At 61.9% G+C, this 12,709-nt stretch carries 11 protein-coding genes; 5 read left to right on the forward strand and 6 right to left on the reverse strand.

From position 1 onward, the window contains the following. Nucleotides 1-119: 119 nt before the first annotated feature. Complete coding sequence (locus ACMGFL_RS06495; protein WP_436934723.1) at nucleotides 120-1,883, reverse strand: ABC transporter substrate-binding protein; 1,764 nt, start codon at nucleotides 1,881-1,883, stop codon at nucleotides 120-122. A gap of 231 nt (nucleotides 1,884-2,114) precedes the next feature. Between ACMGFL_RS06495 and ACMGFL_RS06500 the strand changes: the two genes are divergently transcribed. After that, the gene (locus ACMGFL_RS06500; RefSeq protein WP_436934724.1) at nucleotides 2,115-2,921 is read left to right on the forward strand and encodes an SDR family oxidoreductase; all 807 of its coding nucleotides are present in this window, start codon (nucleotides 2,115-2,117) and stop codon (nucleotides 2,919-2,921) included. Nucleotides 2,922-2,987: 66 nt separating this feature from the next. Continuing rightward, nucleotides 2,988-4,121, forward strand: a complete 1,134-nt coding sequence (locus ACMGFL_RS06505; RefSeq protein WP_436934725.1) for an alanine racemase — start codon at nucleotides 2,988-2,990, stop codon at nucleotides 4,119-4,121. A gap of 16 nt (nucleotides 4,122-4,137) precedes the next feature. On the opposite strand, the gene ACMGFL_RS06510 is transcribed toward ACMGFL_RS06505, so the two are convergent. Together ACMGFL_RS06510 and ACMGFL_RS06515 are read right to left on the reverse strand one after the other, a co-directional pair. Further along, nucleotides 4,138-5,034, reverse strand: coding sequence for an MBL fold metallo-hydrolase (locus ACMGFL_RS06510; RefSeq protein WP_436934726.1), 897 nt, complete (start codon nucleotides 5,032-5,034; stop codon nucleotides 4,138-4,140). A 48-nt stretch (nucleotides 5,035-5,082) separates the two neighbouring features. Continuing rightward, nucleotides 5,083-6,669 carry an N-acyl-D-amino-acid deacylase family protein gene (locus tag ACMGFL_RS06515; RefSeq protein WP_436934727.1) on the reverse strand — a complete coding sequence of 529 codons (1,587 nt, stop codon included), beginning with the start codon at nucleotides 6,667-6,669 and terminating at the stop codon, nucleotides 5,083-5,085. 145 nt (nucleotides 6,670-6,814) lie between these two features. On the opposite strand from ACMGFL_RS06515, the gene ACMGFL_RS06520 reads away from it, so the two are divergent. Next, nucleotides 6,815-7,807 carry a C-terminal binding protein gene (locus ACMGFL_RS06520; RefSeq protein WP_436934728.1) on the forward strand — a complete coding sequence of 331 codons (993 nt, stop codon included), beginning with the start codon at nucleotides 6,815-6,817 and terminating at the stop codon, nucleotides 7,805-7,807. A gap of 44 nt (nucleotides 7,808-7,851) precedes the next feature. Here the strand turns inward: ACMGFL_RS06520 and ACMGFL_RS06525 are convergent, their stop codons facing one another. Next, on the reverse strand, nucleotides 7,852-8,829 hold the full coding sequence (locus ACMGFL_RS06525) for a D-2-hydroxyacid dehydrogenase (protein ID WP_436934729.1): 978 nt from the start codon (nucleotides 8,827-8,829) through the stop codon (nucleotides 7,852-7,854). Between the two features lie 108 nt (nucleotides 8,830-8,937). Here ACMGFL_RS06525 and ACMGFL_RS06530 point away from each other — a divergent pair, with 108 nt between their 5' ends. Continuing rightward, nucleotides 8,938-10,347 carry an amidohydrolase family protein gene (locus ACMGFL_RS06530; protein ID WP_436934730.1) on the forward strand — a complete coding sequence of 470 codons (1,410 nt, stop codon included), beginning with the start codon at nucleotides 8,938-8,940 and terminating at the stop codon, nucleotides 10,345-10,347. Between the two features lie 33 nt (nucleotides 10,348-10,380). On the opposite strand, the gene ACMGFL_RS06535 is transcribed toward ACMGFL_RS06530, so the two are convergent. Beyond that, nucleotides 10,381-11,460, reverse strand: coding sequence for a Gfo/Idh/MocA family protein (locus ACMGFL_RS06535; protein WP_436934731.1), 1,080 nt, complete (start codon nucleotides 11,458-11,460; stop codon nucleotides 10,381-10,383). 138 nt (nucleotides 11,461-11,598) lie between these two features. Between ACMGFL_RS06535 and ACMGFL_RS06540 the strand changes: the two genes are divergently transcribed. Continuing rightward, nucleotides 11,599-12,261, forward strand: a complete 663-nt coding sequence (locus tag ACMGFL_RS06540) for an RraA family protein (RefSeq protein ID WP_436934732.1) — start codon at nucleotides 11,599-11,601, stop codon at nucleotides 12,259-12,261. 49 nt (nucleotides 12,262-12,310) lie between these two features. Here ACMGFL_RS06540 and ACMGFL_RS06545 read toward each other — a convergent pair whose 3' ends face one another. Beyond that, complete coding sequence (locus ACMGFL_RS06545) at nucleotides 12,311-12,688, reverse strand: RidA family protein (RefSeq protein WP_436934733.1); 378 nt, start codon at nucleotides 12,686-12,688, stop codon at nucleotides 12,311-12,313. Nucleotides 12,689-12,709 lie beyond the last annotated feature (21 nt).

Here is a 12,709-nt window from a genome sequence, read left to right on the forward strand (position 1 = left end):
CTCGTGACACGCGGGAAATCGCTCGCTCACCTTCGAGAGCGAATTCGGCTCGAATCGGACTCACCATCGAGAAAGCGAATTCGACTCGAATGAAAGAGACGAAAGCCGCCGTTCTCAGCCTACCGGTCGAGCCACGCCTGCTTGACGTTTATCTCCTGGCCCCACGGGTGGACGTTGTAGTCCTGCACTGAATCGCGCCAGGAGCCGATCACCGGCCGGTGGTACATGATCGCGTTGACGGAGTCGTCGAGGAACGTTCGCTGGAGTTCTGCGTAGATGCTCCGCCGTTCCTCTGCATCCGTCGCCTGATTCCCCTGCGACCAGAGATCCATCACCTGATCGCTCGAGTTGTTGCCGTCGACGTATGGCTGGACGTAGACGCCGTCGGGGTGGTAGAATTGTCGGAGTTGCGATGGATCGGCGTAGAAGGGGAAGAAGTTGACACAGAGGTCGTACCGGTGGGCGAAGAACTCGTCGACCCAGGTTCCCGTCTCGTACTCGTTGATCGAGACGTCGAAGCCAGCGTTCGAGAGGTTGTCCTCGACGACGACGGCCATCTGGGAGAGCACGTTCGCTGGTGCGGTGATCAGCGAGAGCGGAATCGGCGTGTCGTAGCCAGCCTCTTCAAGCAATTCCATCGCGCGTTCCGGGTTGGACTCGGTGCCGTATCGGTCGTAATCGATCCGCCACGGGTTGCCTTCGGGGTAGAACTGCTGGGTCGGCGTCCCGTATCCGCTGGAGACGACCTCCGCCATCTCGGTTCGGCTGATGGCGTGGTTGATCGCGCGCCGGACGTTCACGTCTGTCGTTGGCGTGTTACTGTTGCGCCCCTGTGTCGTGGTACTGGCTGAGTTGATGTGGACGCACGTGTAGCCACCGCCCGCAATCGCTTCGACGTTGATGCCGTCCGCGCTCCGGTGGGTCTCGACGTAACTCGGGGCGGTTCCCGAGATAACGTCGACGTTGCCCTCCTGAATTTCGGTGGACTGGACTGCTGGTTCGCTGATCGGGCGGAAGGAGACGGTGTCCACGTACGGCATATCCTCGCGCCAGTACGAGTCGTTCTTCGCGACTCTGACGTAGGAACCGGTCTGCCACTCGTCGAGGGTGAACGCCCCCGTTCCGATGGGGTTGTTGCGTGCGTCCCCCTGTTCTTCGAGCGCCTCCGGCGAGAGAATTGCCACGGTGTGTGCCGAGAGTGCCGTGTTGAATCCGGCCGCCGGTTCGGAAAGCGAGAACTCGACGGTGTAATCGTCTATGGCAGTCACTTCCTCGACGGGGTTCATGATACTGGCACCTGCAGCGCCAGTGTCCGGGTCGCGGATCCGGTTGATGTTGTGAACCACGTCGTCAGCGACCATCTCCCGCTGATAGGGTTCGTGGAACTGAACGCCCTCCTCCAACTCGACTGTCCACGTCTGTGCGCCGTTGGTGACTTCGTAGTCCGACGCGAGCAGCGGAACCACCTCTAGATCCTCGTTGACGTGAAAGAGGCTCTCGACCATCTGACGCTCTATCATAATCGCGGTGACCAACTGCGTGTAGGCCGGATCGAGATTGTCGATGGTACTCGATATCGCGACGGTGAGGTCTCCACCCGCCTGCGGACCGCCATTTCCGTCGCCAGAGCCATCGCCGCTTCCGTCACCGCTCCCATCACCAGAACCGTCTCCGGATCCGTCACCGCTCCCGTCGCCAGAACCGTCACCAGAACCATCGCCGCTGCCGTCACCACTCCCGTCGCCGGAACTATCACCGTCGTCATCTCCCGAACAGCCTGCAAGCGCGCTCGCGGAGAGCAGCCCCGCGATGGAGAGATATTGTCGTCTTGAAAGGTCCGTTACCGAATTTGGTAGTTGATCTCTTGGATCGTTGCCTTGCATTACAAACAGAATCATACGACGAAGGCTCATTAATGTTACTCCCGAAAAACCGCCCAGTCGACGGGTGAAGTCGCGAATCTGTGTGTTAGTATACAGTACTATCGTCTATTTGCCCACGAACTGACACACCAGTGTCTGCTGTTACAAGCGCCCCAAAGCGCTCGGTAGCAGACCGGTCTCCGCAAGCCAGCGGCCCGCATCTATTTGACGGTGGCCGGTGATGACTGGCTTATGGCAGAGACAGTCCCTGAACTACTCGATCTAGACGGACAGGTAGCGATTGTCACTGGCGGCCCCGGGCAACTCGGCTCCCAGATGTGTGATGCACTGGCCGAACTGGGCGCACACGTCGTCGTCGTCTCACGCACGGCGGCTGACTGTGAGGAGAAGGCCCGCGAACTCACAGCGAATCATCAGGAGGCACTTGCGGTTCCGGCCGACGTGACTGACGAGGATGCGGTCGAACAGATGGTCGAGACGGTGCTCGACCACTTCGGGCGAATTGACGTCATGGTAAACAACGCCTACTCTGGATCCGCGGCGTCGTTCGAGGAGATGACTGCCGATGAGTTCCGGTCGGCTTTCGACGGGGCCGCGCTGAGCACGTTTCTCTGTTCGCGTGCGGCGATTGATCACATGCGCGAGCGGGGGAGCGGGGCTATCATCAACGTCTCCAGCATCTACGGACTCGTCGCGCCGGACCACCGCATCTACGGCGACAGCGGCCTCGACAATCCCAGCAATTACGGGCCTGCGAAGGCTGGCGTCGTGCAACTCACCCGCTGGCTTGCCGCCAAGTTCGGGTCGGAGGGGATCCGGGTAAACTGCGTGACTCCAGGCGGGTTCTACAACGAAGACCACGAGGACAACCCGGACTACGAGGACGTGTTCGTCGAGAACTACCGGTATCGCACGCCGCTGGGGCGGATGGGCGACGAGACGGACCTCAAAGGCGCAGTCGCGTTTCTCGCCTCCGACGCGAGCAAGTGGGTGACAGGCGAGAACCTCGTCGTCGACGGCGGCTGGACGATCTGGTGACGGTGTGACCCCGCTGTCCGGGGACCGCTGACAATCTTTAAATCACTGGCACCGAATAGGGTGATAATGCGATCACTGACCGACCTCGACCCGGACGTATACGACTCGATCGACGACATCGAAACGCCTGCCGTACTCGTCGATCTGGACGTGATGGAGCGGAACATGCGCGACTACGCCTCCTTTGCCGACGAGCAGGGGATTGGGCTCCGCTCGCACGTGAAAACCCACAAGATCCCCGACCTCGCCCATCTTCAAAACGAGATGACGGGCGGCGACGGCATCCTCTGCCAGACGCTCTCAGAGGTCGAGGTCATGGCTCAGAACGGCATCGACGACATCTACCTCTCGTATATGGTCGTCGAGGAGAGCAAACTCGACCGCCTGATCCGGGTCTCGGAGAAACTCGACGAGTTCACGACGACAGTGGACACGCCGGGGAACATCCACCCGCTGCAGGAGGCCGCAGCGCGCCGCGACGCGGTCGTCGACGTCATCCTCGAGTTCGACCTCGGGTTGAACCGGGTCGGCGCTCCCACAGTCGAGGATGCAGTCGAGATGGCGGCCCTGATCGAGGAACTCCCGAACCTGAACTTCGCTGGCGTGATGGCCTACGAGGCACACGTCGCACTCAGCGCAGAGTCGAAGGAGGACTTCGAGCGACTCTGTGCGGAGGCGATGGACCAGACCGCCGAGTGGATCGACCGGATCGAGACCGAGACCGGCGTCTCCGTCGACGAGGTGAAAGTCGGGGGCACTTCGACCTCGAAGTTCAGCGGCAAACACGACGTCGTCACCGAGATCAATCCCGGCATGTACCCGTTCAACGACGTGGGCGAGCTCAACCGCCGAGACTTCGAGATTGGCAAGGAAGACTGTGCCGTCACCGTCCTGACGACGGCTATCTCCAGCCCAGTCGAGGAACGAACTGTCGTGGATGCGGGAAGCAAGTCCATCTCGATGGACATCGACGGACTCGACCCGGTGCCGAAACACCGCGACGACATCAGCTACGAGAACGCCTCGGAGGAACACGGCTACGTCGATACCAGCGAGGGGACGCTCGACGCTGGCGAGCGCGTCGAGTTCATCACCCCGCACGTCTGTACGACGATCAACCTCCACGATACGCTCGTCGGCCACCGTGACGGCGTCGTCGAGGAAGTCTGGGAGGTCCAGGCCCGCGGGAAAGTCAAATAGTCGACGCGAACGGCGTCTAGAGTGTCAGGTGAAGTCCCTGCTCTGCGATGTGTATCTCCCCGTCGAAGTGCTGTTTCGCCTGCCGTATCATCCCGTTGGGGTCGTGGTAGGGGGACAGGTGAGTCAACACGAGCGTGTCGACGTTTGCCTTGGCAGCCACTTCGCCCGCCTCTGCGGCCGTCGTGTGGTACTCTGAGTCGTCCCGGTCTCCTCCCGACGTGGCCTCGTCGAGATACCCCTCGTAGGTGTCCGTCCTGAAGGGTCCCTGCAGGTATTTCGCGGGCACGGCTTCCGCCTCCAGAATCGTCGCTGCGGTGATCTGTGACGCCTCGTGGACGAGTACGTCCGCGTCAGCGGCGAAGGTGGCTGCGGTCTGGAGTGCGCCGGTGTCTCCGGTGTACACGAACGACTGTCCGGTTGGGTGCTCCTCGAATCGGTACGCAGTCGTGGTGATGTTGTGCGCGACGGACTGTGTGGTCACCTCCCAGTCCGCAGTCTGGACCGGGAACGCGTCGGGTGCCGTCTTCACCTCGATATCCCGTATCGCCGCGTCGTGTTCCCGTGGACGCCCCCGGATCTGCCAGCTTTCGATGTGGTCGTGGTAGATGTCGGTCGTCCCCTCGACGAACTCCGCAGTCCCGTCGGGACCATAGACGGTCAGCGTATCACGCCCGAGCGACCAGCCCAGAATCGCGAACTGGAAGAAGTCGCTGTTGTGGTCGATGTGATGGTGGGTGAAAAACACGTCTTCGATATCGACGAAATCGATCCCGTGTTCGACCATCTGATGGACGGTCAGCGGCCCACAGTCGACGAGCACGTCGTCGTCACCAAGTGAGAGATGAATGCCGATCCCGCCGCGGTCGATCTGTGGAACTGGCGGCGACCCGGACCCCAGTATCGTAATCTCCATACGACCGCTGTCGTGTTTCCGGGTGATAAAGCTACGTTCACGCGACGCTTAGGACCGGAGCGCACGGCCCGGCGTCGCCTCGGTGCGCTCGCCGTCCCGAACGATGAACTCGCCGTCGACGAGGACGTGGGGGATCCCCTGTGGGTAGTTGTGCGGGTCGTCCACCGTCGCCCGGTTGGTGACGTTCAGCGGGTCGAAGACGACGAGGTCCGCATCCATCCCTGGCCGGACGAGTCCCTTGTGTTCGAAGTTGTAGATTCTGGCCGGGAGCGAGGTCATCTTCCGGACGGCCTCTTCGAGCGAGAGCAGGTTCAGTTCGCGGACGTAGGTTCCCAGAATCTTTGGATATGCGCCGTACATCCGGGGATGTGAGTGTTTCCCCATGATAGCGTCTGAGCCAAGCGCGACGCGTTCGTCCTGCATCACGACTCGGATGTCCTCCTCTGCGGTCTCTGCGGGGTTCAGGGTCACGATGGCGACTTCCAGATCCTCCTCGACGAGGAGGTCACACATGAGTTCGAACGGGTCGGTGTCCGTCTTCTCTGCTATCTCGCCGAGCGTTCGGCCCAGCACGTGTTCGTTCTCACTCGATCCGACGTGGCTAATGATGAGGTTCTCCCACGCGATATCCCAACTACCGTCGTTTGCCTCCATGTCTCCTTTGATCTGTGCGCGAGTCTCCTCATCTGCCAGCCGTTCGATCATCTTCTCCGTGCCGCCATCGAAGACCCAGGGCGGGAGGAGTGCGCTGAGGATACTGTTCCCAGGAATCCACGGGTAGAGATCAGCGGTGAAATCGACGCCCCGGTCGCGCGCGGCACGGGCGAGTTCGAGGGCGCGGTCGTGGAGTCCGGACTTGTCTCCGCCCAGTTTGAAATGCGAGAGATGAACCGGAATCTCTTCGCTTGCCCCGATGTCGACAAACTCGTCGAGTGCAGTCCACATGTCGCGGCTGTAACTCCGGATGTGCGCCACGAACGGCAGGCCCGAGTCGCTGAGTTGTCCGGCGAGGCGACGTACTTCCGTGGTGTCTGCGTGTCGATGCGGGAAGTACTCCAGCCCCGTCGAGAACCCGACTGCGCCTGCCTCGACCGACCGCGCGACGAGGTTCTCCATCTCTTCGAGTTCGCTCTCTGTCGGTGTCGCACTCGACATGCCGAGTACTTGCATTCGGATCGTGCCGTGCCCAGCGAGCATCGCGACGTTCGCTGGCGGCTCTGCCTCGTCGATTGCGTTCAGGTACGCCTCTGTCGTCTCCCACGTGCTCGGCCCATCGTCGGCCTCTCCAACGACGGCACGCAGATACTGGATCCACTCGTCACCCCGGTCGTCGTCGAGCGGAGCCATCGTGAGTCCGTCCTGTCCGACGACTTCGGTCGTCACGCCCTGTCGGATCTTCGGTTCGAACGGCGACCCACCGAACGGCGCGAGATCAGAGTGAGAGTGTGCGTCGATGAAGCCCGGAGCGACCGCCAGACCATCGAGATCAACCACGGTATCGGCTGTCAGGTCGGGGTCGGGGTCGGACAGCACCCGTTCGATCGTGCCGTCACGAACCGCAACAGTACCGTCGAACCACGGCGCTCCAGTTCCATCGACAACTCTCGCTCCTTTCAGGAGCAGGCTGTAAGACATACCTCATCGTGATACGGCAGGCGATAAAAAACTATGCACACCCCGGACTGCCGCCGCGGGGGAGTCACTCGGCGGCGAGTGCCCTCGACACGTAGCCAGTATAATTAAGACAGTCGCCGAACAAGGGCTAGATCGACTGATACAGATGTCGAAAAATGTACTCGTAACCGAGACAGTGTTCCCCGATCTGGAACCGGAGCACCGTGTGTTCGAGGACACGGGGATCAATCTGATCGTGACTGACGCAGGGTCCGCCGAGGAGATTATCGATGCTGCTGAGGGCCATGATATCGATGCACTGCTCACAGCGACGCACATACCCATCACAGCGGCAGTGTTCGAGCATATCGATTCCCTCGAGATTGTCTCCTCCTACGGTATCGGGGTCGACCACATCGATCTCGACGCCGCGAACGACCACGAGGTGACTGTCACGAACGTTCCCGACTACAGCGTCGAGGAGGTGTCGACACACGCTGTGTCGCTCCTGCTTGCCTCCGTTCGACGGATCCCACAGTACCGCGAACACGTCAACAGTGGGAACTGGGACTGGGAAGCCGAGGCACCGCTCGAACGACTCCGCGGGAAGACGCTTGGACTCGTCGCCTTCGGAAAGATCGCCCGCCGTGTCACCGAAAAAATCGAGGGATTCGACCTCACCGTACTCACCTACGATCCGTACGTCTCTGACGAGACGATCGAGGAATACGGTGTCGAATCGGTCGGATTCGAGGAGTTGTTCGCCCGGTCTGACCTGATCTCCTCACATCCGCCGCTGACAGAGGAGACGCGTCACCTGATCGATGCAGACGCATTCAGCGCGATGAAGGAAAGCGCAATTTACGTCAACACCTCGCGAGGCCCAGTCGTCGACGAGTCCGCACTCTACGATGCGATCACGAACGACGAGATCCATGCTGCCGCCATCGACGTCATGGAGGAGGAACCGCCGGGCGATTCGCCGTTGCTCGGTCTCGACGACGTGATCATCACGCCACACGCCGCGTGGTACTCCGAGCAATCTAAGGAGGAACTCCAGCGAAAAGCCGCTGAAGAAGTTGTCGCAGGCCTTCAGAATGGGACACTCCGGTATGTCGTCAACGACAGCAAGACGAAACCGTGGGCGAGCACTGACTGAATTGGCTTGACCGAGCGCCGTTGCTGTCGCGAGCCACTGCTATCTCATGTGGGGACGATATTCTCTAGCTCATCGAAGTCCCCCGTCTCCTCGATCCGTTCGACATTTCTGGTGAGGATGTCGGCCATTCGCTCCCAGAGTTTCGGCGAGCTGCCCGCCATGTGGGGCGTGATGATAACGTTCTCGAACTCCCAGAGCGGGTGCGAGCGATCCAGCGGTTCCGGATCCGTCACGTCGAGAGCCGCCCCGCGGAGTTGATTCCAGCGAAGCGACCGGACGAGCGCGTCGGTGTCGACGATTCCGCCGCGGGCGACGTTGACCAGCACGGCCGAACTCGGTAGCGCCGCGAGTTCCGCCGTGTCGATCAACCCCTCCGTGGCGTCGGTGAGCGGGCAGGCGACGACGAGGTAGTCACTCCGACTGAGCGCGTCCTGTATCTCGTCTCGGTCGAAGCCGATCACCTCGTCTGTGGGGCCGCCCTTCGATGGCGTGTATCTCGCGCCGATGGTGTGCACGTCGAACCCCTGGAGTCGCTCGACGACGGTCTGTCCGATCGACCCGAGACCGAGCACCGTCACTGTGCTCCCGGTGACTTCACCCGCGGCCTGATAGTGCTGCCACTCGCGGTCTTCCTGCCGACGAAAGCCGTACTGCGAGCGGCGTGCGAACATGAGCATGCTGCAGACGGCGTGTTCCGCCGCCTGCACGCCGTAGACGCCGGACCCGTTCGTCACGACGACGTTTCGCTCTTCGAGTTCCTCCATCGGCAGGTGGTTCGTGCCCGCAGACCGGCAGGCGAAGTATCTGAGTTGCTCTGACTGTCTGACGAGGTCGGCGTCGATGGCCCCGCCCGTGGCGACCACCGCATCAGAGATGGCCTCGCGCTGTTGCTCGCTGGTTCGTGCCAGACGGATCTCGTGGTCGGGGAGGCGGTCACGGAGTAACTGGACGTACTCCTCGACAGGGATTCCGTGTGCGGCCCCGGGAAGGACGACGATCGGATCGGCGACTGTGTCTGTCATTGTCTTCAGGATACCGGTGGGTCGATGTGTATATAAATGTAGGTAGCTCTGGGCCGCTCTCAGGCGACGTGGGGAAGAATTATCCAGTCTACCGGCTAGAGTGGAGACATGCCACTTTCGGACCTCCCGACGGAGACAGTCGTTCTCAACGACGCCACAATCGTTCCGGGTGACGGGTCACCGCTCGTCCGGGGCGGTGCAGTCGTGATGGCGGGCGGTCGGATTGTCAGCGTTTCCGACTCCGCTGTCGCGGTGGACGACCCAGCATTCGAACGGGCGGATATCGTCGACGTTGCAGGCGACATCGTGATGCCCGGACTCGTCGACAGTCACGTTCACCACGTGGTCGAAGCGCCGTTTTCGGCGTCGGCCTCGGATCCGCCGACGCCAGCAGTGGCGAAGCGAAACCGTGACAGACACCTCATGCAGGGAACGTCGACGGTGATCAACGTCGACACGTTCGCGCTCCCGTCCGATATTACCGCGGGTGGGCACAACCACCCGCTGAAGATCGAACTCGGAGCGTGCCCGTCTCCGGCAAATCTCGACGCGGCCCGGGCCTCGGACGGGTCGGGGCTACACGCGGCACACGAGTCGTACACTATTCCCGAGGCCGTGGCGGCCGGGGCAGTCATGCTCGGAGAAGTCGGGTCGGGGAGCACGCTGGCGGGGTCGCTCCAGCGCATCAAGTACGTCCCCGATGCAGTCGAGGAGCGCACCGGACAGGAGATTACGGCGGCAGCGGCAGACGACCTCATTACTGCGGTTATCGGCCGGTACGCCGACCCCGACCACTACGACGAGGCCGCCGCCGAGCAGGTACTCGAAGACACCGACCTTCGGGACGCTCTCGACCCGGAAGCGCTCAAAGACCTGATCATGGAGGTGACCTGGCCGTCAGTCGAGAAGACGCTCGACGGGTTCGAGGAGGTCAGCACGTACGCCACGCAGTACGACCTCCCGGTGATGGTACACAACGCCGCGGCCTCGATGGACAAGACCAGAGAACTCGCTGAGCGCGGCGTGCCGCTGGTCGCTGGCCACTCGAACCACCCCACGTTCGCCCACGAGGAGGCCCTGGAGTTTGCGGCCGAAATCGGCTCCTACGAGAACGTGACAATCGACATCAGCACCTGGGACCTGTTCACCGACAGCGACCGACAGCGACCGGAAAAACAAGCGCAGATGCGCGAGCAATTTTTCGAGTTCGTCGAGCGAGGGCTAGTCGATACCGTCACCACAGACTGGTCGTGGCAACATCCCGGCGGGGAGTACCACAGCCTCCTCGTTCCGCTGCAGGCAATCGTCGAGCGCGACATTCTCCCGCTCGCGGAGGCAGTCACACTCGTCTGTGGGACGCCCGCGGAGACCTATCCCGCGATCGGTGCCACCCGCGGCACCATCGAACCGGGCGCTGCCGCCGACGTGCTGGTGCTCGACGAAGACGACCTCACTGACATCCGGCGGCTGTACATCGACGGCAGACCCGCGCTTGTCGACGGTGAACTTTCGTACTGACTCGGGTGTCGGTGGCGGTCTGGAGGCGTCTCATCACTCAGGGGCGACCCACTCGCCTGTCTCCGCGGACTCGTACACCGCGTCGATGAGTCGAAGCACGCGGAGTTCGTCCTCGACTGTCGCCACCAGGTCGCTGTCTGCCCCCTCGCACATGTCGAAGAAGTCGCTGATGTAGTCGAGACCGGCCCGTCCGGCGTAGCCGGGGGCGTCTGCTGGCTCGAACGAGACTGTCCTGACGGGTGCGCTGTCCCACTCCGGCACGTCGGCTCCGAGTCGGACTGTCTGTCCGTCCGACGCGACGACTGCCGACCCGTCCATACCGTGGACGTACATCGGTTCGATGTCCGGGCCGATAGCCGCGTCACCGCGATGGCCCGCGGCCGCACGGAGATAGTAGCCGAGCTGGAGCGTCCCCTGTGCGCCCGACTCGGTCGTGACCTGAATTGTCGCTCCATCCTCGATGTCGGCCCCAGCATCACCGCTGGAGAGTTGTGCGTTCACCCGCTCGATCGGGTCGTCGAGCACCCACTCGAAGAGGTCGAGGTAGTGACAGCCGAGCCACTGGACGATCCCGCCGCCCGACTGTGCCCGGTCGTAGAGATAATCCGGCTGCTGCTCGGACTCCAGTCTCGTCGCGAGTTTGTTGGTGAACAAATTCGCCCCGAACGCCCGCAGGTCGCCGAAAAAGCCGTCTGCTCGCCGGTCGTGCAGCTCCCGGTACACCGGCGACGCGCGGTTGAAGTAGGAGACGCCGACGGCCACGTCGGTCTGTGTTGCCTTCTCCACGACTGGTTCGAGTTCGTCCCCCGTTCGGGCGAGTGACTTCTCCGAGAAGACGTTCACTCCTCGCTCGATTGCCGCCTCGACGACCGGCGTCGTTTCCCTGTTCGGGAGTGTCACCCACGCGAGGTCGATTTCCTCCTTGTCGAGAAGCGCAATCGGGTCGCGATACAGCGTGACGTCGTCGGTATCGATCCCATCGACGCCCGTCACGTCGAACGAGTCGTTCGGTTCGCAGACGCAGGTGACCTCGACCGGTAGCTGTGCGAGACTCTCCAGATAGAGGCTCCGGTGTGAGTGGTCGAGACCGATGTATCCAATCGTGTCCACCATTTGAAGCCAGGTTCGCGTGGATTCGGTAAGTAGCTTTGGTGCACCGTAACTCGCGCGGCTCGTTTTTACCTCACCGACAGCAGACGTCGAGTACGGTTCGACGCCTGTTTTTAAGTGACTGAGGGCGAATACGAATACATGGCCGAGATTCCGACCGCGGAGCTGTGTGACCGATACGAACAGTTGTACACCGGCGTCGTGGCGGACGTGCTGGATTCGATGGGGTACAGAGACCAGACGATGGATTCGGACATCACGCCGATCAACCCCGAACAGACTGTTGCGGGAACGGCATATCCTGCAGTCGGGCGGCGTAACCGGAGTGTCGACTACGACGCACAGGCCGAGCGATTCCTGCAGATGCTCGGGGATGCCCCCGCGGACTCCTGTCTGGTACTGAACGCCAACACCGACAACTCCGCACAGGTCGGTGAACTCACGACGCACGCACTGACAGCACGGGGGTGCCGCGGCGTCGTCACCGACGGTGGAACCCGCGACACACAGTTCATTCAGGAGCAGGAATTTCCCGTGTACGTCCGATTTCAGACGCCAGCCGATTCGCTCTGTCGCTGGGAACTACTGGACTGGGACACGACTGCCGTCGTCGGCGGCGTCGAGGTCAACCCCGGCGATATCGTCTTCGGAGATATCGACGGCATCACGGTCGTCCCCGAGGACATCGCCGAAGACGTGCTGCGGGAAGCCGAAACGATGCGCGACGACGAAACGTCCGTTCGAGATGCGGTTACCGACGGCGTCACACCCAAAGCGGCCTACGACAAATACGGAACGTTCTGAGCGGATCCGATGCGTCCGGGGTGCGGTGAAAAAGAGACGAACCGCCTGGTCAGTCGAGGACAGCGATCGCTTCGATTTCGACGCGAATGTCTGCGGCCAGATCACCGATCTCGAATGCGCTCCGTGCCGGATATGGCTCGTTGAACATCTCGCGGTAGGCACCGTTCATCTCGTCGAAGTCGTCGACGTCCGTCAGGAACACCTGCGTTTTCACAACATCGTCGAGTGATGCACCAGCCGATTCGAGGACGCTCTCGACGTTTTCGAGCGTCTGTGTGGTCTCTTCCGCGACTGTGTCACCGACGACTTCGCCGGTGTCGGGGTCGAAGGCCGCCTGTCCGGAGACGTAGACGACGTCGTCGTGTTCGATGCCCATCGACAGCGGTACGTCCGGGTCGGAACCGTTCGCGGGTGTGATTTTCCGCATACTCCCCCTTCACGCGAACCG

Source organism: Halovenus marina (assembly GCF_051414115.1).
Taxonomy (GTDB): Archaea; Halobacteriota; Halobacteria; order Halobacteriales; family Haloarculaceae; genus Halovenus; species Halovenus marina.